General features: G+C 65.1%; 20 protein-coding genes and 1 riboswitch. Of the genes, 9 read left to right on the plus strand and 11 right to left on the minus strand.

All coding sequences use genetic code 11. From position 1 onward, the window contains the following. Nucleotides 1–236: 236 nt before the first annotated feature. The 5 genes from P3T43_RS14295 to P3T43_RS14315 all read right to left on the minus strand — a co-directional run bounded on the left by P3T43_RS14295 (nt 237) and on the right by P3T43_RS14315 (nt 5895). The gene (locus P3T43_RS14295) at nt 237–1172 is read right to left on the minus strand and encodes a flagellar brake protein (RefSeq protein ID WP_429281688.1); all 936 of its coding nucleotides are present in this window, start codon (nt 1170–1172) and stop codon (nt 237–239) included. Between the two features lie 73 nt (nt 1173–1245). Continuing rightward, nucleotides 1246–3006 carry a precorrin-3B C(17)-methyltransferase gene (gene cobJ / locus P3T43_RS14300; RefSeq protein WP_429281722.1) on the minus strand — a complete coding sequence of 587 codons (1761 nt, stop codon included), beginning with the start codon at nt 3004–3006 and terminating at the stop codon, nt 1246–1248. Continuing rightward, complete coding sequence (locus P3T43_RS14305) at nt 3003–3734, minus strand: precorrin-2 C(20)-methyltransferase (RefSeq protein WP_429281689.1); 732 nt, start codon at nt 3732–3734, stop codon at nt 3003–3005. The genes cobJ and P3T43_RS14305 overlap by 4 nt, the downstream gene beginning before the upstream one ends. Then, nucleotides 3735–4361: a precorrin-8X methylmutase gene (locus tag P3T43_RS14310; protein ID WP_429281690.1), complete on the minus strand. Its 627-nt coding sequence runs from the start codon at nt 4359–4361 to the stop codon at nt 3735–3737. Continuing rightward, nucleotides 4354–5895 (minus strand): precorrin-3B synthase, encoded by a 1542-nt coding sequence (locus P3T43_RS14315; protein ID WP_429281691.1) that lies wholly within the window; start codon nt 5893–5895, stop codon nt 4354–4356. Before P3T43_RS14315 ends, P3T43_RS14310 begins: the two co-directional genes overlap by 8 nt. Nucleotides 5896–5984: 89 nt before the next feature. Continuing rightward, nucleotides 5985–6179, minus strand: a riboswitch (cobalamin riboswitch). An 84-nt stretch (nt 6180–6263) separates the two neighbouring features. On the opposite strand from P3T43_RS14315, the gene cbiE reads away from it, so the two are divergent. The 3 genes from cbiE (at nt 6264) to cobM (ending at nt 9062) form a co-directional block, all read left to right on the plus strand. Next, nucleotides 6264–7538, plus strand: a complete 1275-nt coding sequence (gene cbiE, locus P3T43_RS14320) for a precorrin-6y C5,15-methyltransferase (decarboxylating) subunit CbiE (RefSeq protein WP_429281692.1) — start codon at nt 6264–6266, stop codon at nt 7536–7538. Continuing rightward, nucleotides 7535–8260, plus strand: a complete 726-nt coding sequence (locus P3T43_RS14325) for a cobalt-precorrin-6A reductase (RefSeq protein WP_429281693.1) — start codon at nt 7535–7537, stop codon at nt 8258–8260. The genes cbiE and P3T43_RS14325 overlap by 4 nt, the downstream gene beginning before the upstream one ends. Before the next feature lie 70 nt (nt 8261–8330). Beyond that, nucleotides 8331–9062, plus strand: coding sequence for a precorrin-4 C(11)-methyltransferase (gene cobM / locus P3T43_RS14330; RefSeq protein ID WP_429281694.1), 732 nt, complete (start codon nt 8331–8333; stop codon nt 9060–9062). 57 nt (nt 9063–9119) lie between these two features. On the opposite strand, the gene P3T43_RS14335 is transcribed toward cobM, so the two are convergent. Together P3T43_RS14335 and P3T43_RS14340 are read right to left on the minus strand one after the other, a co-directional pair. Beyond that, entirely contained in the window at nt 9120–10601 is a 1482-nt protein-coding gene (locus P3T43_RS14335) for a sodium:solute symporter family protein (RefSeq protein WP_429281695.1), read from the minus strand. Continuing rightward, complete coding sequence (locus P3T43_RS14340; protein ID WP_429281696.1) at nt 10598–10813, minus strand: DUF3311 domain-containing protein; 216 nt, start codon at nt 10811–10813, stop codon at nt 10598–10600. Before P3T43_RS14340 ends, P3T43_RS14335 begins: the two co-directional genes overlap by 4 nt. Before the next feature lie 414 nt (nt 10814–11227). Between P3T43_RS14340 and P3T43_RS14345 the strand changes: the two genes are divergently transcribed. Continuing rightward, nucleotides 11228–11896: a MarC family protein gene (locus tag P3T43_RS14345; protein ID WP_429281697.1), complete on the plus strand. Its 669-nt coding sequence runs from the start codon at nt 11228–11230 to the stop codon at nt 11894–11896. A gap of 125 nt (nt 11897–12021) precedes the next feature. After that, a complete protein-coding gene (locus P3T43_RS14350) occupies nt 12022–12855 on the plus strand; it encodes a class II glutamine amidotransferase (RefSeq protein WP_429281698.1) in 834 nt (277 codons plus the stop codon). A 36-nt stretch (nt 12856–12891) separates the two neighbouring features. Here P3T43_RS14350 and P3T43_RS14355 read toward each other — a convergent pair whose 3' ends face one another. Both P3T43_RS14355 and P3T43_RS14360 read right to left on the minus strand, forming a co-directional pair. Continuing rightward, a complete protein-coding gene (locus tag P3T43_RS14355) occupies nt 12892–14628 on the minus strand; it encodes a cobaltochelatase CobT-related protein (RefSeq protein ID WP_429281723.1) in 1737 nt (578 codons plus the stop codon). Between the two features lie 5 nt (nt 14629–14633). Continuing rightward, nucleotides 14634–15905 carry an AAA family ATPase gene (locus P3T43_RS14360; RefSeq protein ID WP_429281699.1) on the minus strand — a complete coding sequence of 424 codons (1272 nt, stop codon included), beginning with the start codon at nt 15903–15905 and terminating at the stop codon, nt 14634–14636. Nucleotides 15906–16228: 323 nt separating this feature from the next. Between P3T43_RS14360 and P3T43_RS14365 the strand changes: the two genes are divergently transcribed. The 3 genes from P3T43_RS14365 to P3T43_RS14375 all read left to right on the plus strand — a co-directional run bounded on the left by P3T43_RS14365 (nt 16229) and on the right by P3T43_RS14375 (nt 19824). Continuing rightward, nucleotides 16229–17335, plus strand: coding sequence for a porin (locus P3T43_RS14365; RefSeq protein ID WP_429281700.1), 1107 nt, complete (start codon nt 16229–16231; stop codon nt 17333–17335). A gap of 167 nt (nt 17336–17502) precedes the next feature. After that, the gene (locus tag P3T43_RS14370; RefSeq protein ID WP_429281701.1) at nt 17503–18594 is read left to right on the plus strand and encodes an NAD(P)/FAD-dependent oxidoreductase; all 1092 of its coding nucleotides are present in this window, start codon (nt 17503–17505) and stop codon (nt 18592–18594) included. Nucleotides 18595–18885: 291 nt separating this feature from the next. Further along, nucleotides 18886–19824 (plus strand): carboxypeptidase-like regulatory domain-containing protein, encoded by a 939-nt coding sequence (locus P3T43_RS14375; RefSeq protein WP_429281702.1) that lies wholly within the window; start codon nt 18886–18888, stop codon nt 19822–19824. A 148-nt stretch (nt 19825–19972) separates the two neighbouring features. Here the strand turns inward: P3T43_RS14375 and P3T43_RS14380 are convergent, their stop codons facing one another. Next, nucleotides 19973–20239 (minus strand): hypothetical protein, encoded by a 267-nt coding sequence (locus P3T43_RS14380; RefSeq protein ID WP_429281703.1) that lies wholly within the window; start codon nt 20237–20239, stop codon nt 19973–19975. Nucleotides 20240–20443: 204 nt separating this feature from the next. Then, nucleotides 20444–21409, minus strand: coding sequence for an AraC family transcriptional regulator (locus P3T43_RS14385; protein WP_429281704.1), 966 nt, complete (start codon nt 21407–21409; stop codon nt 20444–20446). A gap of 240 nt (nt 21410–21649) precedes the next feature. Here P3T43_RS14385 and P3T43_RS14390 point away from each other — a divergent pair, with 240 nt between their 5' ends. Continuing rightward, a complete protein-coding gene (locus P3T43_RS14390) occupies nt 21650–21928 on the plus strand; it encodes a hypothetical protein (protein WP_429281705.1) in 279 nt (92 codons plus the stop codon). Nucleotides 21929–21933 lie beyond the last annotated feature (5 nt).

Consider the following 21933-nt stretch of genomic DNA (forward strand, 5'->3'; position numbering starts at 1 on the left):
GCCGGCCTCGGGTCGAGGCGACCTGGGCCCGTCGAGGGCTGTTTGCGGTCGTGGGGATGGCTTCGATTCTGGGCGAGTTTCCAGGCGAAAACATCATCGCCCGGGGCAATTCACTTGTTCTATTCAGTCAACCATGGCGGTTCGCACTGACTTGAATGGCAATACCGTCGATCGATGCGGGAGGGGCGGGACAGTCGCAGGGCAGCCGGGCCCGCCTCACGGCAGCCAACCGGATGCTATTTATTCCCGTTGGTCCAGTAAAGCACGTCGTCCTGCCGGTCGAAGACGAACACTTTCATCGCCATCTGCTGCCCCGCGTCGAGCCGGTCCAGTTCGAGGCCGTGCATCGCAGGTTCGCCGTCCGCGCCTTTCTGCAAGTTGCGGATCACGGCCGTCGTTTCGACGAAGGTGTCGAGGTCCTTGGACTTGAGCTGGTACGCGACACGCAGACGATCGCCGACCTGACCGAGCGGCCATGACGCGCTGAGCGACATGCCGAGCGCGCTGATGCCCTTCGCGAGGCCGATTCCTTCATAGGATTCGCCGGTCTCGCCGATGCCGTAACGCACGGGAAGCCGCGCGCGCACCCGGATCGACTTGCGCTCCCGCAGACGGCGGATCACGCCCGGTTTCGACAGGACAACGTAGTCAAACGGCAACTGACACACCACTTCGACCGTGCACACGAAGCGGAACACCGCCTGGCTGGCGATCGCCACGATCTCCACGTTTTCGCCCACGCCAAGCGGCAAGCGTTTTCCTTCGAACAGCGGCGGCGTGGTGAACAGCGCCTCATTCGGCGCGAAGCCGATGATGCGGCAAGGATGCATGGGCGCGGCGCTGCCGATATGCTGGCGCACACCGATTAACGCACCGATCGACAGATGCATGTCCTTGACGGACAGCGGGTCCGACGTGTCGAGCTTGCTGGCTCCATCCGTGCCGGCCGCACCCGCCGCAGCGGCGGCATCGAGCACGTCGCCGCGTTGCGGGCGGAAGTTGTCGAACAGGAACTTGCGTTCCTCGGCGCCGACCAGAATCGCGCCGGCGTCGAACAGCAGCGTGCCGTCGCTGTCGACGATAGGCCAGGCGAGCGGCGTGCCGACCGGTACGGTATCGGGTCCCAGCGCGGCTGGCGCTGCCCCAGCGGGCAATTCCACGGTATCGTTCATGGTTTTTGTAGCGAAGCGAGTATCGGGTAACCACTATTAACGTCACGGTTACCGGAAACTTTAGGACTTCTGCTCAGGCATCGGCTGGGGTGTGCGGATACCACCGCGGCGTGTAGATCCACTCGCCCTGCGTGCCACGCGCAAACCCACGCGTCGTGGACGAACCGATGATGACCATGGTGCGCATGTCGACATCGGCCGAGGCGAGTTCACCGAGTGTCGTACTCCGAAGCGATGCGCCGGGCCTGCCGATATCGCGCCCTAGCACCACCTTCGTCGCTGCAGTGCGATATGCGCGCACGATGTCGAGCGCCTTGTCCAGTTGCCGGGGCCGGGCGCGTGAAATGGGGTTATAGAACGCCATCACGAGATCGGCCTGCGCCGCGTGGCGCAGACGCGTTTCGATGATCGACCAGGGCTTGAGGTTATCCGAGAGCGAGAGCATGCAGAAGTCGTGTCCCAGCGGCGCGCCCGCTTGCGCGGCGGTCGCCATGGCGGCGGTCACGCCCGGCACGATATTCAGTTCGACCGAATGCCAGCGGGGATCACCGGATGCGTCGAGGGCCTCGAGCACGGCGGCGGCCATCGCAAACACACCCGGGTCGCCGGACGACACCATCACCACCGCACGACCGGCACTCGCCAGTTCAAACGCGTGTCGCGCCCGCTGCATTTCTTCGCGGTTGTCCGTGCCATGCAATTGCTGATCGGCGCGGAACGGGCCGGCCATGTTCACGTAGGTCTCGTAACCGAGGATATCGGTCGCCTCGGTCAGCGCGGTGCGTGCCGCCGGCACCATCAGGTCGGCGCTGCCGGGGCCGAGACCGATGACGGTGAGACGGCCGCGGGCCTGGCCGAGCGTGTTCGGGTCGATCGGTGCGGGGCTCATCGCCAGCGCGATGTCGTTCGCGTCGGAAGCGCTTTGCAGCATGGCATAGGGCACGCGCATGGCGGCTGCCAACAGGTGCGGCGCAGAAGGCGCAACTCCGGGTCGGGGTTCTTGGTCCGCCGCAAGCGGCGCGGCATTCCCGGCATTGCCGGCAAACCTCAGCGGCACGCCCAACGCACCAGCGGCTTCGATCAGCGCGTCATCGCCCATCTGCTCGACCGGCACGAGCAACGCCGCGAGCGCAAGCGGCGCCAGATCGTGCTCCCGCAGCGCAGCGAGAACCTGATCTGCCCCATGCGCGCCAGTACCACTGAGCGCCGCGACCACACTGCGCGGATGAATCACCAGTTCGTGCGCGCCGCCATCCCAGGCTTTCGGCGTCACGCGAATCGTCAGCCTGGCTTCGCCGGCACGCGGCAGTTGCGCATCGTCGAGCCATGGCGCCTCGCCTTCGACGCGCGTGCTTTCTCCCGCCAGCAGGTCCGACACGAAACGTTTGCCCTGCGTCAGACTCGCCAACGCGTAGCCTTCCGGCGGATTGAGCACGCAAGTGCCGAAGCGCAATTCGCCGCTCGTGGTGATCGCCGGGGCGACCTCGAGCGCAGCGGCGATCTCGCGCGCCATCACGTTCACGCCGGCGAGGCCGCCGAGCAACGGCACGACGGCGGTGCCATCTTCGGCGACGGCCAGCACTGGCGGTTCGACGCCCTTGTTGGACAGCAACGGCGCCAGACAGCGAATCACGATGCCCGCGGCACACAGCGCGACGATCGGCGTGCCGCGCGCATAGAGTTCGCGCAGATGCGCGGCGAGGTCTGCATAACCCACGTCGGCTTCGGCGCGGCCCTGCAGGGCATGCACCCGAGCCGCCGGATAACACGCCTGCACACGCCGGGCCGTGGCGAGCGCCCCGACGCCCAGGATCACAATGGCCGGTGGCGTCAACCTTGCCATTTTTCCCCCGGCACGACCAGCAGCGAAAAGTACGGCGAAGCCATCGGATCGACTTCGGCAAGCGGCACGATGCGCTGGTTCGCCATCGTCGCCCGCTCGATATACAAGGCACGTTCCGCGAGTCCGAGTTCGCCGAGCACGCGCCGCACCTTGTCGAAATTGCGGCCGAGTTTCATCACGACTGCCGCGTCGGCATCGGCGAGGCGCCGGCGCAAGTCATCTTCCGGCAACACGCCAGACAGCACGGACAGGCTCTGATTGCGATACACGAGCGGCGCGCCGAGCACCGCCGCGCCGCCGAGCATCGAGCACACGCCGGGCACGACCTGCGCCTCGAAGCGAGCTGCAAGGCGGTCGTGCAGATACATATAAGAGCCGTAGAAAAACGGATCGCCTTCACAGATCACCGCAACGTCGCGGCCTGCATCGAGGTGCGTAGCGACGACTTGCGCCGCGGTGTCGTAGAAGTCGGCAATGATCGCTTCGTAGCAAAGCGGGGGTTCCAGCGCTTCGGTCGTCACCGGATAGATCAACGGCAGGTGCTGCTGCGTCTCGCTCAGATGCGCCTCGATGATGCTGAACGCGTTGCCTTTTTTGCCCTTGGCGACGAAATAGGCGACCACGGGTGCCGCTTTCAGCAGGCGTAGCGCTTTCAGCGTAATCAGCTCCGGGTCTCCGGGGCCCACGCCCAGTCCGAACAGACGTCCTCGTGCGGTCATTTATTCGGTCTCCGAAGCGAGGGCATTGACGGCGGCGGCGGCCATCGCGCTGCCGCCGCGTCGTCCCTTGACGATCACATAGGGCACGCCACGGCTGTGTTCGGCGAGCAGCGCTTTCGATTCCGCCGCGCCGACGAAGCCGACCGGAAAACCGAGAATCAGTGCGGGACGAGGCGCGCCGGCGTCGAGCATCTCGAGCAGATAGAACAGCGCGGTCGGCGCATTGCCGATCACCACGACGCTGCCTGCCAGATGCGGCCGCCACAGTTCGAGCGCTGCCGCCGAGCGCGTATTGCCGAGTTCGCGCGCCATGGCGGGCACAGTCGGATCGCCGAGCGTGCAGATCACCGGGTTGTCAGCCGGCAGACGGGTACGCGTGACGCCCTCGGCGACCATGCGCGCGTCGCAGAGGATCGGCGCACCGCCTGCGAGCGCCGCGCGGCCCACGGCGCCGGCGTCGGCGGAAAAACGCAAGTCGTCGACCACGTCGACCATGCCGCAGGCGTGGATCACCCGTACGGCGAGTTTTTCGAGGTCGGCGGGGATGCTCGACAGGTCGGCCTCCGCGCGAATCGTCGCGAAGGATTGGCGATAGATCTCCTGACCGTCGCGAATGTAATCAAGCATCAATGGGGCTCCGGGCCAGCCGTGCGAGGGCGTCGGCCGCCTGTTCAATCGTCAGATGGCGCGCGACGCACTGGCCGAAGCCGGGCTGGTCGTCGCTGCGTCGATAAAGGTCGTAATGGCACTCGGCTGCCGCCAGCAGGGTGTACTGCGCGCGATGCGCGGCCGCGCATGAGCGCGGGCAGCCGCTCAGATGCACTTGCTCGACGGCGGCTGGCAAAAGCGAGGCGAGACGCAACGCATCGGTCTTGGTGTCGGCGAGGCTCTTTGCGCAACCGGTCGAGCCGGCGCAGGCGATCAGGCGGGCCAGAGGCTGGGTCGGATCGCAGGCGAAACCGAGTGCGGCGAGGCGCGCGAGGACGGCTGCGGTGGCGTCGGCGGCGATGTCGGGCAGCAGCACGCTTTGCCATGGCGTCATGTGCAACGTGGCGTCGCCCGATTCTTCGGCGATGCTGGCGAGCGCGCGCAGGGTCGCCGCGTCGAGACGTCCGAGCGGCGCCTGGCCGCCCACCTGCCAGGTTCCCGGCGCGCGTTGCGGATGGACGCCGAAGCGCAGCGAGGCGTCGGCGGACGCGCGATGCCATTGCGCGAGCGCGGGCTCGATGACTAGCGGGAAATCGAGGTAGGTTTGCGTGCGCTGCATGACCGCTTCCAGCGGGTGAGCCTCAAGCAGATGGCGCATGCGTGTGTGATCGGGCGCAGCGAGGTCGAGGAACGTCTGCAGCAGTGCGTTTGCCAACGCGGGCACTTGCGAGGGCAGTACTGCGGCGAGTGCGGGGGTGGATGCGGTTGGGTGTGCCGGGGCGGGTTTGCTTGCGCGTGCTGGTTCGCTTGTGAGTGCCTGCATCGGTTCGCTTGTGCATGCCGGAGCCGGTGCCGGTTCGACAGGCATTGGACGCGTGCCGGCGCCGCTGGACTCCACTTGCGCCACGGGCGGACAACCCGCCAGTCCGAAGGCGAATCGCACACCATCATCCGTGGACATCGCAGCAAGCCAGACATCGTGCGGATGCTCGACCATCGCCAGTTGCTCGCCGCCGTCCAGCAGCAGCGCGAATTTCGGCGAGAGCGCGGTAAAACGCGGCTCGCTTTGCAATAGCGCGAGAAGCTGTCCGGCGAGAGGGCGCGTATCGATTAGCGCCTGTGGATCACGACCGGCGCTGGGGCTGAGCATCAGGTTGCGGACGTCGTCGGCGGCGCTGGCGGCACGTGCCGCTGACATGAGAAGTGCCTCAATCGCAGCAAGAGTCGCAGGCCCAAACCCGGCGTCGACGAGCCGCTCGCTCAACACCGCCTCGTGTCCTGCCAGCACCCCGCGGATCTGCAGATTCGCCCGGTTGGTGATCTCGATCACGCCGCTCGCGTGCTGCTCCGCCGCATCCGCAATCGCACGCGCCTCGCTCGCGCGCAACACGCCGCCTGGCATTTTGATCCGGCAGATGCCGCCATCGAGCGCGGCGACGATGCGCAGCAAGCCCGGACACGCCGACGGACGGGCGGCAACAGGATCAATGGACGAGGATGACGCGTGAGTCAAGAGAGCACCGGGTTAGCGTCGCGCGACCGCCCGAGCATGCCGGTGAAGGATATGCTGCGGCATCGGTACACCCCGCCCGACGAAGGCTTGCACGAACAGTCTGGCCGGCAGGTCTCCTGGCTGGCAGGTCGTGATTCGCGCTGGCCTTCCCGGGCGCCGGCGTAGCCGGTTGAACCAGTGGCTCAGAACAAGGCGCGAACTCGCTGCATACAGTTGCGGGGGCAGCCACAGTGATCTGTGTTCCCTCTTCGGCCCCGAAGGGCACCGGCGACACGGTATTATGCCTTTTTTCGAACAGCACAACGACGCGGCAAGCTTGATTGGCGGCCCGCAGCGGATCAATTGAGATTCAGTATGAGGATGGATTCATGCCGGCATGGCTGACCGTGGTAGGCATCGGCGATGACGGTTTTGCCGGGTTGGGGCGGCCGGCCCGCCGTGCGCTGCTCGACGCGGCCGTGGTATTCGGCGGCGAGCGGCATCTGGCGATGTTGCCCGCGCGTCTCGCGGCGCGGCGCGCAGCATGGCCGAGTCCTTTCGATATCGCGCCCGTGCTGGCTCTGCGCAATACCCCAGTGTGCGTGCTCGCCAGCGGCGATCCGATGCTGTTCGGCGTGGGAGCAACGCTTGCACGTCAACTGCCGGCCGCTGAATTGCGCGTGCTGCCGGCGCCGTCGTCGCTGTCGCTGGCGGCGGCGCGGCTGGGCTGGCCTTTGCAGGAGGTGACTGCGGTCTCTCTGGTGGGTCGGCCGCTTGCTACGCTGAACGTCCATTTGCACGCCGGCGCGCGGCTGTTCGTGCTGAGTGCCGACGGCGCCACTCCGGCCGCACTGGCGGCATTGCTCACTTCGCGCGGCTTCGGCGCTACCCGCATGATCGTGCTGGAACATCTGGGCGGCGAGCGGGAACGGCGCCTCGACGGTCGCGCGGATGCATGGTCCGGCGCGGCGGTCGCGGCACTCAACCTCGTTGCGCTGGAATGCCACGCGGCGGATGGCGCACCACGCCTGCCGCTCACGCCCGGTTTGCCCGACGACGCGTTTCGTCACGACGGTCAGTTGACCAAGCGCGATGTCCGCGCCGTCACGCTCGCGCGTCTGGCGCCGACGCCTGGCGAACTGCTGTGGGATGTCGGCGCGGGCAGCGGCTCGATCGGTATCGAGTGGATGCGCACGCATCCTGCGTGCCGCGCCATCGCCATCGAAGGCCATGCGGAACGTCAACGTTTCATTGAACACAATCGCGACGCGCTCGGCGTGCCGGGTTTGCAACTGGTCGCGGGGAGGGCGCCCGAGGCGCTTCAGGGGCTGGCCTCGCCCGATGTGATTTTTATCGGCGGCGGTGTGACCACGCCAGGCGTCCTCGAGGCGTGTTGGGCGCAGTTGCGGCCCGGCGGCCGGCTGATCGCGAACGCGGTGACGTTGCAGGGCGAGGCGGTGCTCGTCGCGTGGCGCGCGCAACATGGTGGCACCCTCACGCGCATGGCGCTCGCCGAGGCGCAGCCGCTGGGTGGCTTCGATACATGGCGCCAGGCGTTGCCTATCACGCTGCTTGAAGTCATCAAACAGCATGACGAACCGGTGGGCGATTCCGCGGCAGATCCCGACTCCGGCCACGCTGGTGGCATCGTGCGAGAAATATGACCCGCATCCTCCTACTCGGCGGAACCGGCGACGCCTTGCAGATCGCACGCCAACTCAGTCCCGAAGACGTGTACAGCCTCGCCGGACTCGGCAAAGTGCCTGCGGATCTTGCCTGCTCGGTAAGAGTCGGCGGCTTCGGCGGGGCGGATGGACTGGCCCGCTATCTGCGCGACGAGCGCATCGGCTTGCTGGTCGACGCCACGCATCCCTACGCCGCGCGGATCAGCGCGAACGCATTCGCCGCGAGCCGCGTCGCGCAGGTTCCGTGCTGGGCGCTGCGCCGTCCGGCCTGGCAAGCTCAGCGCGGCGACGACTGGCGCATGACGGACAACTGGGCCGGGCTGACGGCTGCCATGGAGCCGTTCTCGCATCCGCTGTTCACACTCGGCCGCGAACCGCTCGCGCATCTCGACGAGATTCCCGCGCATCAGTTCTGGACCGTGCGTTGCCTCGACGCCCATCCGGGCAACGCGCAGGCGCGCGTCATCGATGCACGCGGGCCGTTCAGCATCGAAGGCGAACGCGCGTTGTTCAGCGCGAGCCGGACCGACGTCGTGATCAGCAAGAACAGCGGCGGTCTCGCCACGGAAGCGAAGCTCGAAGTCGCACGCGAGCGCGGCCTGCCGGTCATCATGCTGCGGCGTCCGGACTTGCCGTCGGTCGAGCGCGAATTCACCCAGGCTGTCGATCTGCTGGACGCACTGCGAACCTTATTCCCCTGATGGTTTCGAGCGCGCCTTGCCTTGCCATGGAGGCAACGCACGCCTCGAACCATCGAATCACGGAGTTGGCATGACGGTATTCTTTATCGGCGCGGGTCCTGGCGACCCGGAGCTCATCACGGTGAAGGGGCAGCGCCTCGTGCGGAGCTGTCCGGTCATCCTGTACGCGGGTTCGCTGGTTCCCGCCGCTGTGCTGGACGGTCACGTCGCCGGGCAGGTCGTGAATACGGCCGAGCTCAACCTGGATGAAATCGTCGCACTCCTGAAAGCAGCGCATGATGAGAGCAAAGACGTGGCGCGGGTGCATTCCGGCGATCCGTCCTTGTACGGCGCGATCGGCGAACAGATCCGCCGCCTGCGCGAGTTGCAGATTCCCTATGAGATCGTCCCCGGCGTGACGGCGACGGCGGCGTGCGCGGCGACACTCGGTTGCGAGTTGACCTTGCCGGACGTATCGCAGACGCTGATACTCACGCGTTTCGCCACCAGGACGACCATGCCGGAAGGCGAGCAGTTGGGCGATCTGGCACGCCATCGGGCGACGATGGCGATTCATCTCGGCGTGCGGCATCTGGCGCGGATCGTCGACGAACTGCGGCCTCACTATGGCGATCAATGTCCCATTGCGGTGATCTACCGGGCCAGTTGGCCGGACGAGGAGAAGGTCACGGGCACGCTGGCCGATATCGTCGGAAAAGTACAGACGACCCAGATCGAAAGAACCGCGCTGATTCTGGTCGGGCGCGTGCTGGCCGCAGAAGGATTTGCGGATTCGACGCTGTACGCGAAGTCCGGCGGCTAGGCGGGGCGAGCCAGGCAGGTCGCGCCAAAAAGCCGCGCCCCGCCGGCGTACAGTGCATCAATGCACGTGGGTCTGCGCCTGAGGATGTTCGTTCGCGCGCGGCTGCGTCACGGCACTCACCACCACGAACACGGCGATGTTCAAGGCCAGCGCGACGAAGCCGATGTTGACGTCCTTGGCGGCGTCGGGCAGGAACGGGAACAACTGGCCCATGCTGAGGTGCATGAGCGTCGTCACCGCGACCACGGCCACGCCGGCCAGAATCCCGCAGAACGCACCCTGGCGGGTGGCGCGGTTGCGCGGCGCGAGACTGCACACCATGGCCGGGAAAAGCTGCGTGACGAAGCTATAACCCATCAGCAGCAATGCCACGATGGTCTCGCCGCCATGCAGCGTGAAGGCCACGGCCACCAGCGCCACGACCGGTACCAGCATGCGCGCCAGCTTCGTGACGGCGGCGTCGGTGGCATCGCGCTTGAGCAGGCCGCGATAGACGTCGTTGGCAAGCAGGGTCGAGGCGGTGTTGAGGATCATGGAACCCGGCACCAGCGCGGTCAGCACACCCGCGCCGCCGATCACGCCCACGAACCACGGATCGAAGGTCTGCAGTGACAGTTTGAACAGCGACAGGTCGATGTCGCCGCCTTTCAGGCCGGGCACTTTCAGCACGGCCGCAAAGCCGACGAAGAACACGAACAGCAGGATCAGCTGATACAGCGGCAAGACCATCGCGTTGCGGCGGAAAATGCGTTCGTCCTTCGCCGTGAAAATCGAGCCGAACGTATGCGGCCACATGAAAAACCCGAGCGCGGTGAGCAGCACGGTCGACTGGAACCAGGCCACGCTCGAACCCTTGGCGGGGAAGGTGAGGAAGCCGGGCTTCGCGGCGTCGATGGTGCGGAACATGTCGCCGAGTCCACCGTAATAGTGGATCGGCAGGTAGATGCCGAGAAACAGCACGATCGCCAGAATCAAGGTGTCCTTGACGACGGAGTTCCACGCCGAGCCGCGCACGCCCGAGACGATGACGTAGCACGTCACCACCGCGGCGCCGATCCAGATCGCCGAGGCCGACGAAATGGCGCCATACGACGTGGTCGCGACGATGATGCCGAGCCCCTTCAGTTGCAGCACCAGATACGGAATCAGCGCCGCTACCCCGACCAGCGCGACCAGCACGCCGAGCGCCGGGCTGTCGTATTTGCGCGCGAAGAAGTGCGGCTGCGAAATCAGCCGCTGGGCTTTCGCGAAACGCCAGATGGGCGGCAACATCCAGTAGGAGAGGATATAGGCGAGCGATCCGTAGGCGAGGATGTAGTACACCGGCGCGCCTTTGCCGTAGGCGAAGCCGCTGCCGCCGAGAAAGGTGAACGTGGTGTAGATCTCACCCGCCATCAGCAGGAACACGAACGCCGTGCCGAAGCTGCGGCCGCCGACGGTCCATTGTTCGAGACTCATGTCGTGGCCGCGTTTCGCACGCAGCCCGAGATACAGCGCAAAGACCGTGAAGGCCGCGATGATAACGAGAGCACTGCTCATGATCGGGGATCCTCACTAGCGGCGGCGGTCTGACGGTTGACGGGATCGAGCCGGTAGACGATCCCCATGATGACCGAGATGAGAATCACCCACAGCACGATCCAGGCAAGCACGAATGGCATGCCCAACACGAGCGGCTCGACGCGATTGACGAACGGAATGCCGAGCAGAATGCCGATAAACGGCAGCGCAGCGAGAAAGCGAAGGAACATGTGGGGCGACTCCTCGAACGGGTCAGTGCGTCTGGTGAAGCCTGGTCTTCCGTCCCGACTTTATGCCAGATACGTCCACGCCGTAAAGGTCGTCAAAAAGATGTAGGCCGTTTGACCATGACGCAACGCGTGGGCGTGAAACGCGCGCCGGCGCGATCCGCCGGCGCTCGCTCGCTTGCTGCATTGCGCCACGAACTGGCCAGACGGATAGTGTCGTACGCATGCCGCGCCGCGCTATGATTCGACCTGCGAGTAGCCCGGAGCCACGGCTACCCGCAGCAACGGGTGCCGCCGGCGCGGTTCCGGTGGATCGATCTGGGTGAGGCACACGCCCCGTCCAGCCAGACAACATCCGGCGGCTCATCGCGTTCCAGCGGGAACCCATCAGCCGTCGTTCGACGCGGATCGCAAAACATGGTCGAAAGTCTGATCGCGGACATACTGTTTGGATTTACCGGGTTGATCAGCATCATCAATCCATTCGGCATCGCCTTCGTCTTTCTGGACCGGACTGCATCGCTCACCACCGAAGAACGCACGGCGCTGGCGCGCAAGATCGCCATCAACGTGATGTGCGTGCTGCTGGTGGCCTTCTTTTTCGGCACGCCCGTGCTGCATTTCTTCGGTATTTCCATGGAGGCGTTGCGGATTGGCGGCGGCCTCGCCGTGGCGGTGAGCGGCTGGAACATGCTCAACGCGCCGGATACGCCGCCCGCCGACACGCCCGTCAAACGTGTCGACGCGGAGAATGCCACCTCCCGGGCATTCTTTCCGCTCACGGTGCCGTTGACCACCGGGCCCGGCTCGGTTGCCACGGCGATCGCGCTGAATGCAAACCGCACCCACAAGCTGTCGGAGTTCGTACTGTCGAGCATCGCTTCGGTCGCGATCTCGGTGATCGTCGCAGTGGTGGTCTATATCACCTATAGCCGCGCGGTCATTTTCGCCCGTTATCTGGGCGTCGAAGGCACCAAGGTGGCCATGCGGGTGTCGTCTTTCCTGTTGTTGTGCATCGGCGTGCAGATCATATTGACCGGCTTCTCGGAGTTCCTGATTCCCATCGCACAGTTGCCACCGAAGTAAGCGCCGCGGTGACGTGGCCGCCTGCAACGTCAGCGTCAACGGCAAATGATAGGATGCAGAAAATCGGCTGGAGGACGCGCAAGTGCGAGTCGCTTCACCGCACTTGCGGTAACAGGAGCTCACTTATGTGCCGCTGGTTGGCCTACGCCGGAAACCCCGTCCAGCTCGAGACGGTGCTGTTTCGCGCCAAACACTCGTTGATCGATCAAAGCCTGCATTCGCGGCTTGGCCAGACCACCACCAATGGCGATGGCTTCGGGATCGGCTGGTACGGCCGCCCGACGGACATTCCGTTTCGCTACCGCTGCATGCAACCCGCGTGGAGCGACCGGAATCTGCGCGAGGCGGCCCGCGCCATTCACTCGCCGCTCTTTGTCGCGCATATTCGCGCCGCCACTGACACCCCCGCCCAGGAAACCAACTGCCACCCGTTTCGTTACGGGCGCTGGCTGTTCGTGCATAACGGCCTGGTGCGCAAGTACCCGCTGGTGCGACGCGAGCTGATGCTGGCGATCAAGCCCGAGCTGTTTGCGTCCATCGAAGGTTCGACCGATTCCGAGGTGCTGTTCTTTCTGGCACTAACCTTTGGTCTGGAACTCGCACCGGTTACCGCGCTGGAGCGGATGGTCGCCTTCGTCGAGGCCACTGGCCGCAAAAACGGCGTCGAACAGCCGCTGAACATGACCGTGTGCGCCACCGACGGCGAGCAGATCATCTCCGTGCGCTACTCGAGCGAGCGCGAATCGCGTTCGCTATTCCATAGCAGCTCGTTTCATCAACTGCACGAACTGTATCCGGACGATTCGCGGATTGCCGCGGCCGGTGACGATGCTTTCCTGGTGTTGTCCGAGCCGCTGGTGGATCTGCCCGGCTGGTGGGTGGAGATTCCGGAGAGCACGGCGGTGGTGGCGCGCGGCGGTGAGATCGAACAGTACGCGTTCAATCCGCATCTCGCCTGATGACGTGATGGCCTGATGGCGTGGCGGCGTGCCGTGCTACCGTTTCAGCAGCATCGAACCCAGCACGGAAAACACCGTCGACGGCAATTCCGCCAGCCGGCTCACCACGACGTTGTGCGGATAGAACGCTTCGACGGCATCGGTCAGCACGCCCACGCCCACCAGTTCGATGCCGGTTTTCTGGATCGCCGCCACGCGTTGGCGCAGATCGCTGCGTAGCACGAGCGGGTCGCCGTCGCCGGTGGCCGGATAGCCGTCGGAAAACACCATCAGGATGCGCCGCGCGGCTGCGTGATCCGCGAGCCGCGTCGCGGCCCAGGCGAGCGCCTCGCCGTCCGGGTTTTCATGGCCGCAGTCGATGCCGGTCAGGCCGCTCAGCTCCGGCGAGCCGAAGCGTTTGTAGATCTGCAGATCGAGCCGTTCGACGAGCCGGTTGTAGCGCTGCAGATCCACGCTGGCCGCGCGTTGCCGTTCGCAGAGCTGCTTCATCTCGGGCGACTCGATCGAACTGTAGCCGAGCACTTCGCAGTCGAAGCCCAGTTGCGTCAGCGCATCGCCCAGAGCAGCTGCGCATAGCCGCGCCAGTTCGATCTTGCGGCCAGCCATCGAACCGCTGCGGTCGATCAGCAAGGTCACCGCGACATCGCGTCCTTTGGTGGCGCGCGTCACCTTGAACGGCGTGCGATAGCCCGGCGAGGTGGCGAGTTTTGCCAGCGCGCTCCGGTCGATCTCACCGCGCTCCTGCTCGCGCCGCCAGCGCGTGCGCTCGTCCGCGCTCAGTGCGCGTTCCAGCTTCTCCTTCAACTGCGCGGTTTGCGCGCGGGCCGCGTTGCGCAGTTCGCGCCATGCAGGGGTGTCGCCGAAACCGGTCTGATCATTGACGACGTCGAATTCGGTGGCAAGCGGAATCGACATCACCGTCCGCGCGGCGGCACGCAGCGTTTGCGCGGTGCTGTCTGCGCGGGCGGCGGACGGCTGGGCGTCGGCCAGTGCATGTCCCATGCCGGCTCCGTTCAGCGCTTCGGCGCCGCCAGGGTCGGAGGGCGAGGGGGCGGCGCTTTCCTCGCTGGCGCGGGTGCCGTCGCTTTCAAACGGATCGAATGATGCGCGCAGCGCCTCGGTATCGATGTCCTCGGCGGTGCCCACTGAAAACATCATGTTGTTGGCCTCGCCGGCGGACAGGGCCCGCACCCGCGCGAGTATCGCGTGTGCCGTGGCGATGCTGTCCGCGGTGGAACGGCTGCGGCTCGCCTCGCCGAGCAGATCCTGCGTGGCGACCAGCGCGGCGGCGAGCGACTGGCTGGTCTCGCTGGCTGTTACCGCTTCGTTCCACAGGGCCCGCTCCACCCGCCAGATGAAGCGGTCGCGCCAACGCAGACGGGTCCAGCCTTGTTGCGCGCGGGTTGCGGCATGCGCTCTGAGCTTGCCGATAAACCAGCGCGCGCCCGGATATTCATTCAGCAACTGCGCGCACACGCGGCGGTCTTCGATGACCTGGGCAAGCTGGCTCGCCACGCCCGGCGGCAGGGCGTCCAGTTGCGAGAGTGTGGAATGTTTGGCGCGCGCGACCAGCAGGTCGAGATAGCCGACCAGCACGTCGTTTGGGAGGCTGGCGCCGACCTCGTAGTCGGGAATCACGATGCGTCCGCGTTCGACTCTGGGTCCATCCGGACTGAACACGACCGTCACGCCATATTGCCCGGTGAGAACGCGCGCGATCTTGCCGAGCGTGGACTCGAACTCGAACCCGCGGGCCTCGCGCGCCGTGTGCATCGTGCTCACCCGGCGGGCGCGATGTGATGGCGAATGATGCCGCGGATCAAGGTGGCGTCTTCGGGACTGACCTTCGCATAAATGGCGGGACCGGCCGCGCGCTCGGGGTCGCCGGTGCGCAGCATCAACTCGGCCCAGTCGAGCAGGCGGCGGGTGGAAAACGCGCTCGACAGATCCTCACGCGCGAACGCGGCACGGCAATCGGCGGCGATGGCCGTCAGCGTGACGGCGAGTGTATGCGTCATGTAAGGAGCAAGCGTGCGCATCAGCACGTCGGTTTCTTCGGCCGGCGACAGATAGTCGAGCAGATAGACGCGCCAGCGGTCGAGAAACGCCTCGTTCATCAGATTCGCGCCCTGGTACAGATGGCGAAACTGGCTCATCGCGCCCACCGCATTCGCCGTGGCGAACAGGCGAAACGCGGGGTGCGGTTCGACGACCTCGTTGCCCTTTTCCTTCAAGGTGAGGCGCCCTTGCGGTTCGAGCACGGCGGTGAGGGCGGCGAGAATCGACGGCTCGGCGAAGTCGATCTCGTCAACGATAAGCCAGAGGCCCTCACGCATCGCGGTGGGCAACACGCCGTCCACCCAGAGGGTCTCGCCGCCCTTGACCGTCCAGAAGCCGACGAAGTCGCCCACGGTCGTCTGCCCGTTCATGTTCGCGCGCACCACACCATGCCGGGCGCGCGCGGCAACCTGTTCGATCAGGCTGGTTTTGCCCGCGCCCGTGTGACCGATCAGCATGACGCGTTTGTTCTCGACGATATCCTCGACGATGTCGTTGAAGCGCTCTGAGAACAGGTAAGCCGGATTGATGCGCGGTACCCATGGACCGGCAACGCCGCAGGGGACTTCGGTTGCGCCGATGCGAACCGAATGGCTTGCGGCTACTTCCGCATCCGGTGTGCTCGTGCTGTCTGATTCTCGCAAGCCACCGGCGCCGTCCATGCCGGATGGATTGCGACGCGCCGCCGCAGCGCGTTGCAACGCAGGCATGAACGCAGCGCGTTGCTGCGCATCGGCTTGCGGCGATGCACCACGCGCCTCGAACACAAACCCTTCGCGATGCCATTTCTTCAGCTTTGCGCGCAGGTTTTCGGCGTCCACCACCAGATCGATATCGACGGACGGATTGCCTTGTGCATCCTCGACACCATGTTCGAGGCGATAGGTTTGTGGTCTGTCCGCCACGGTGACGCGCCACCATTCGCTAGCCGTCCCGGTGTCGCGCAAGTACAAGCCAAGATGTTCGTGTTCGGTCAGTTCAGGGGCGTTCATCGGGGGCGTTCATCGGGGGCGTTCATCAGGGGCGTGCCGTCGGGTCCAGCCAGGCCGGCTGGGAGCAAACGTCTATCTTATCCCGGCCGCGTCGCGCGGGACTGGGACGCCGGCACGCCGGTCAGTCGCGAGAAAGGCGCATGTGACGGGAGCGTCGGAGTCAAATGACATTTGCCCCAAACGAAATATACTGACATAGCCCATTCACCTATAGTTTCACCGGTTTCGCGCTGCTATAACGAAGCAGTCTGAGGGCACTGCTTCACATCGTTCAAGCCATTCAAATAACTCGAGCCTGAATCAGATGGCATAAGGCAAAAAAAATGAGACTACGTACACAATTGCTGGCCACCTTGCTGCTCGCAAGCCCGCTCGTGCATGCACAAAGCAGCGTCCTCATTTATGGCCGGATGGATGGCGGCGTGCAGTACATCAATCACGTCACCACCGGCACCGGCATCACCGCCAGCAGCTGGAGCGCGGAAGGCGGCGACTGGGGCACCAGCATGCTGGGTTTCAAGGGCAATGAGGATCTGGGCGGCGGCCTCAATGCCATCTTCACGTTGGAAACGGGCTTGCAGATCCAGAACGGGACCACGAGTGGTGGCCGGCTGTTTTCGCGGCGCGCCTTCACCGGCCTGAAGAGCGACGAGTGGGGCACGGTGCAGGCGGGCCGCAACCTGTTCATCGACAGTGACGGCGTGTGGGAATTCGACCCGATGGTCCAGCAGGCGTTTTCGACCGCGTCGCTGGTGCGGGGCCGCAACTGGCAACAGAGCAGCAACAACCTCGAATATCACAGCCCGGTGATTGCCGGTTTCGATGTGCAGACCCAATTCGCCTTCGGCAACCAGGCGAACGGCTTCAACAACGGCGCGCCGGGTGAATTCGGCCGCTCGGACGGCGTGATGCTGTCCTATCACTCGACCCTGTTCGACCTGCGCGGCATCTACGACGAACTGCGCGACAACAACGGCCAGATGACGAGTATTTTCACGAGCTCGCGAGAGTTCTTCGTTGGCGCGAACGTGCACTTCGACGCGATCAAGATCCAGGGCGGCTATACCCACCTGGCGGCGCCGGACACGCCAGTCGGTCTCGCCGACAGCGCCAATTACTATTGGCTGGGTGCAACTTACAACCTGACCACGGCCTGGGCCATGACGGGGGCGGGCTTCTACGTGAACGTGGGCGATGGCGGCGGCGATGCGCAGCACGATCCGTCCGGTCACGCGACCATGTACACCCTCGGCACGACGTACAACTTCACCAAGCGGACCTTCCTGTACGGTACGGTCGCTTTCGTGGACAACAGCAAGCAGGCCAATTTCTCGCTGCTCGCCAATCCGCGTGAAGGCACCGGCAGTACGAGTCCGCTGCAAGGCGAATCGCAGACGGGCGCGTACGTCGGCATCATGCATCTGTTCTAGGTGCGGCCAGCGGTGCGGGCGACGCCGCCCACACCGCTCGTGGTGTCTTGGTTGCCGGGAGGGGGTGGAGTGGGTATGGTGGTTGGGCTCATGAGCATGGGGATTGGCTCATACACGCCTAGATACGCGTAGACACACCTAGACACGCCCAACTCCAGGGACACCGAATGACTTCTGAAGCGGCTGCATCGTCAGATGCAACACCCGTAGCACAACCCACGTCCACCTTGAAACAACCCGTCCGCACCGACGTCCTGATCGTCGGCGCCGGTCCAGTTGGACTGTTCGCCGCCTTCGAGGCCGGCGTGATTGGCCTGTCATGCCAGATCGTCGACGCGCTCGGGCAGGTGGGCGGGCAATGCATCGAACTGTATCCGGACAAGCCGATCTACGATATTCCCGCCATTGTGTCGTGCACGGCGCGCGAACTGGTCGAGCGCCTGCTGGAGCAATGCCGGCCATTCGATGTGCCGATCCACCTCGGCCAGCGGGTGGACACGGTCGAGCAACGCGCTGACGGCCGCTGGACCGTTAAAACCGGCGAAGGACTCGAATTCGACGCGGCCGCGATCCTGCTCGCGGCCGGCAACGGTGCGTTCGCACCGCAGCGTCTCGCGCTGGACGAGGCTGTGCCGCTGGAAGGGCGTCATGTGCATTACAGCGTGCGCAATCTCGACGATTTCGCCGGCAAGACGGTGGTGGTCGCGGGCGGCGGCGATTCCGCGCTCGATTGGGCGCTGGCCCTGCGCTCGGTCGCCGGCAAGCTGACGCTGGTGCATCGGCGCAATGGTTTCAGCGCGGTGGATTCGAGCGTCGAGAAGATGCGGCGTGCGGTCGAAGCGGGCGAGATGGCGTTCATGGTCGGCGCGATCGTCGGGCTGCATGCGCCCGAAGGCAAACTCGCATCGCTCGAGATTCGTCAGGTGGGCGGCGCCACCCAGATCGAAGCGGAACAGGTGGTGGCGCTCTATGGACTCGTCGCCGATCTGGGGCCTATTGCGAACTGGGGCTTGAGCCTGCATGCCGGGCGCATCGACGTGGATACCTCGAACTACGAAAGCTCACGGCCCGGCATCTTTGCAGTGGGCGATATCGCCCACTATCCGAACAAGCAAAAGCTGATTCTGTCCGGCTTCCATGAGGCGTCGCTGGCGTTGCGCAAGGCTTATGCGTACGCGTATCCGGAACAGAAACGGGTGCACGTGCATTCGAGCTATGACGCCAGACTGGCGGCGCGCGTGGCGGCGAGCGCGGAGTAGGCGGGGCGCAACGGACTCGCACGCGTCTTGCGAAGTCGGCGTGTCACGCTACCGGTTCGGATCAATCGCGCTGTAACATGGCGGAGATCGCCTACTCCCGGCGCCTTGCGGGCCGCGGTAGACCCAGGCGGGTTTGCTACACTGCGATTGGATCCGCACTGCCTTTGCCCGCCACTATCCCCGCAAGACCACGCCTGCCGCTGTTGCTCGTCGTTAGTTAAGCGAAGCGTTCAAAGAGGCCACTCCAATCGACCCAACGCTGCGCTCCCGAGCGTGTCCCGGAGATTAGACATGTCCACTTTCTATCGCGGTTTGCCAGCAGCCATCCACTGGACGCTCGCGTGTGGCGTCGCCGCGATCACCGTCAGCGCGCACGGAGCGCCACCCGATGCCGTGCCGTCGCAACTGCTCAGCGACGACGAACGCGCCGAATTCTGCACGGAAATGCACCATGCCGCGACGCCCGAAGAGCGCAGCGCAGTGGCGGCGCGCATGCGCGATACGCTGGCGCCGCGTGCCAAGGGGCAAGGTGTCTCGCTGCCTTCGTGGGTGCTCGAAGGGCGCGCCGCTGGCGGCACCGACATTCCTGGCTTGAGTTGCGGATCGGGCGCAGCGCGAGCGCGGGCGCCGGTCACTGCGCCCGCACCGACTCCCGCGCCGGCACCGGTGCGGGATGTGCCCGAACGCAAAGCCCCGCCGCGTGAGGTGGTCACGCGCGATCCGCTGCCGCCTGGGCTTCCGCATCAGCCGCCCGTCAGCCATGAGCCCGCCTCAAGTGCCGCACCCGTGGCTGAAGCAGCCGCGCCCGCCGTGCGGGCGCCGGCGGCGCCGCCAGTTGAAGACGTTGCGGCCCATCCCGCGGCGCCCAACGAAATACCCGTCGCGCACGACAGTCACGGCATCGCCTATGTGACTGGCGGCGTAGGTCAGGACGAAGTCGCGGCGTTCCGGCACCTGACCTCTGGATACAACATGCGCGCGACCTTCACGACGCGATCCGGCGAATCGCTTTCCGGCGTGGCTGTGCAGGTGGCGAAACCGGATGGCACGGTCGTGTTCAACGCCACGTCGGATGGACCGTATCTGTTCGCCCGGCTTCCGCAGGGGCGTTATCGTCTGACGGCTAGTCTGGACGGCGCGCAGCGCAGCCGCGAACTCTATGTGCCGACCCGCGGTGGCGTCAAATTCACGATGGTGTGGCCGTTGCTGCACGCAAGCTCGGCCAATTAGGCGGAGCATGGCGCCGGGCTGGCCGGCCCGATTCGCGCTGGCTCTGGAGGGCGGCGCGCAGGTGGGGAGCGTTCAGCCACCTGTCCAGCGTCGCGCCGCAACGTACCGGGCGCGGGCCTCGGCACGTTGCGGGCGAATCTGCGTCAAGTCAATTACCGTTGTAGACGGTCCGATTGAGCGTCTTGATCTGGCCGTCGGCTTCAGCCTGGTACAACTCGCGCTTCACTTCCTGGCGAGTGAGGCCACCGGGCGCGCCGGCAGCGGTCTGACCGGCGGTGTCCATGCCGACGCCGCTGTTGGAGGTCGTGTCGGCGGTCGTTGCCGGTTGGGTGGTGCTGGGGGCGTCCTGTGCAAACACGGGTGCTGCGCAGGCAATGGCGGAAACGGCTACTGCAATATAAGCAATTCGAAACATTATCGACTCCTGGGGGAAGGACGTTGGAATTTCGGCTTATGTCTTGAAACATTGCCGAATACAGGTCTCCTCAACGCCATACAGTCTACGGCTGCGCTCGGGGCGCAATGCTGACGCGCAGATGGCAAAGTGGTCAGATAAAGAAAAGTCGAATGACGGGGCGATAAATTGAAATCTCAATCAACACGGAGTCACTTCAACGATTTAACGTCGCCGCAATTCCAACGCTTGCACCCGGAAATCCTGCGGTGAAAGCGCATAAGCGCGGCGAAAGGCGCGCGTAAAGTCAGAAGGGCTTTTGAAGCCGAGGCCGTAGGCAATATCCGTGACGGCCAGATGCGGGAATTCCGCCAGTTCGTCGGCTGCCTCGCGCAGCCTGAGATTGCGGATATACGTGCCGAGTCCGCCCTCGTGCTGAAACATGCGGTACAGGGTGGTGCGCGGCAACTGCAATGCCGCGATCAGGCTTTCCGGTGAGAGTTCGGCCGCGTGAAGATTGGCCCGGATGTGACGCTTCACCTGGCTGACCATCGCGGCACGGGCCGACGCGCGCGCGTTGCCGGTGAGGCGCGCCTCTTTGCCGAACGCCGCGGCCAGCAACTCGGCGCTCGTGCGCAAGGCGCTCTGCGCTTCATCGGCGCTCAGGTGAGCGAGGCCGGCCGCCAGCGAGGCGACATGCTGCACGAGCACACGCGTCAGCGGGGTGCGGTTTTCCATGACGCGGCCGTGGATCCCGTCCGCGTCGGGAATCACCGTCTCGACCAGCGCGGCGGGCGCGAACACGGTGAGAATCCGGCACGCGCTGCGTTGCATGCGGGCGGGCTGATTCAGGTCCAACGCCACCAGGCTGGCCATGGCCGAAGCGTGGCCCGCATGCGGATGGCGCGCGCGGATCGATTCCAGGCCGCCTTCCAGGAACACGTGGAAGGCGTAGCCGCGTACCCGGTCGGTGGAGATGCGGGCGATCGAGCGTTCGAGCAGGAGCCGGTCGGAGCGGCAGTGCGTCAAGGCCAGCTCGCCCACCGCATAGCGGTCGATGGACGCGCGAAAGGGACGGTCGAGCTCCGCTTTCGACGGCAGCACGTCGATCATATGACCGACGCGCTCGCGCCACGCCAGCAAGGGCGCTAACGGTGCCGCGTCGCGTACATCGAAGTGACTATGGAGCATACCGGGGCCTTTACCTCACCGGAGCCTTGGTTTAATCGCTCATTATCAGACAAAAATAATCATGCTGCTGTGGCGGCATTATCGTTTCTGCCCAACGGACTTTATCTTTCAGTGAAACTGAGACGGACGGTCAAGTCTTGCCGCTTGAAGCGATCACACTGGAAAAAATAGAAAACGGACGGCCGATTTACGTAAACGTCAATTTGCGAGACCTTTGTCGGATATTCCCGGGGAACAGGCATGAATCACCATCAGATCGAAAAAGATATCGAACATCTTGAACACCTGCTACCGCAGATTGCCACCGCGGACCGCCCATTGCCGTTAAGTTACTGGCAGGACCGCGTGAACAACTTGACCAGCGCCGCGCGCTTGCCCGCCCAGCTCAAGCGCGTGCAAAAACTGACGGACGCGCTGCGCACACTCGAAGCGCGGCAGAGCGCGTCGCCGCATGCACAGGAACAGAACACCGGCACACCCGCCGTGCGCCACAGAGCGGCAAGCGAAGCGTTGCGGTAAGACGC

This window comes from Paraburkholderia sp. GAS41 (genome assembly GCF_050436545.1).
GTDB lineage: Bacteria > Pseudomonadota > Gammaproteobacteria > Burkholderiales > Burkholderiaceae > Paraburkholderia.

Bases quoted from the DNA above. Each gene is read 5' to 3' on its own strand.
- P3T43_RS14310 (WP_429281690.1), bottom strand. From the start codon at position 4,361: ATGCTTGATTACATTCGCGACGGTCAGGAGATCTATCGCCAATCCTTC.
- cbiE (WP_429281692.1), top strand. From the start codon at position 6,264: ATGCCGGCATGGCTGACCGTGGTAGGCATCGGCGATGACGGTTTTGCC.
- cobM (WP_429281694.1), top strand. From the start codon at position 8,331: ATGACGGTATTCTTTATCGGCGCGGGTCCTGGCGACCCGGAGCTCATC.
- P3T43_RS14295 (WP_429281688.1), bottom strand. From the start codon at position 1,172: ATGAACGATACCGTGGAATTGCCCGCTGGGGCAGCGCCAGCCGCGCTG.
- P3T43_RS14355 (WP_429281723.1), bottom strand. From the start codon at position 14,628: ATGCACACGGCGCGCGAGGCCCGCGGGTTCGAGTTCGAGTCCACGCTC.
- P3T43_RS14365 (WP_429281700.1), top strand. From the start codon at position 16,229: ATGAGACTACGTACACAATTGCTGGCCACCTTGCTGCTCGCAAGCCCG.
- P3T43_RS14350 (WP_429281698.1), top strand. From the start codon at position 12,022: ATGTGCCGCTGGTTGGCCTACGCCGGAAACCCCGTCCAGCTCGAGACG.
- P3T43_RS14345 (WP_429281697.1), top strand. From the start codon at position 11,228: ATGGTCGAAAGTCTGATCGCGGACATACTGTTTGGATTTACCGGGTTG.
- P3T43_RS14325 (WP_429281693.1), top strand. From the start codon at position 7,535: ATGACCCGCATCCTCCTACTCGGCGGAACCGGCGACGCCTTGCAGATC.
- P3T43_RS14340 (WP_429281696.1), bottom strand. From the start codon at position 10,813: ATGTTCCTTCGCTTTCTCGCTGCGCTGCCGTTTATCGGCATTCTGCTC.
- P3T43_RS14360 (WP_429281699.1), bottom strand. From the start codon at position 15,905: ATGAACGCCCCTGAACTGACCGAACACGAACATCTTGGCTTGTACTTG.
- P3T43_RS14335 (WP_429281695.1), bottom strand. From the start codon at position 10,601: ATGAGCAGTGCTCTCGTTATCATCGCGGCCTTCACGGTCTTTGCGCTG.
- P3T43_RS14380 (WP_429281703.1), bottom strand. From the start codon at position 20,239: ATGTTTCGAATTGCTTATATTGCAGTAGCCGTTTCCGCCATTGCCTGC.
- P3T43_RS14390 (WP_429281705.1), top strand. From the start codon at position 21,650: ATGAATCACCATCAGATCGAAAAAGATATCGAACATCTTGAACACCTG.
- P3T43_RS14305 (WP_429281689.1), bottom strand. From the start codon at position 3,734: ATGACCGCACGAGGACGTCTGTTCGGACTGGGCGTGGGCCCCGGAGAC.
- P3T43_RS14370 (WP_429281701.1), top strand. From the start codon at position 17,503: ATGACTTCTGAAGCGGCTGCATCGTCAGATGCAACACCCGTAGCACAA.
- P3T43_RS14385 (WP_429281704.1), bottom strand. From the start codon at position 21,409: ATGCTCCATAGTCACTTCGATGTACGCGACGCGGCACCGTTAGCGCCC.
- P3T43_RS14375 (WP_429281702.1), top strand. From the start codon at position 18,886: ATGTCCACTTTCTATCGCGGTTTGCCAGCAGCCATCCACTGGACGCTC.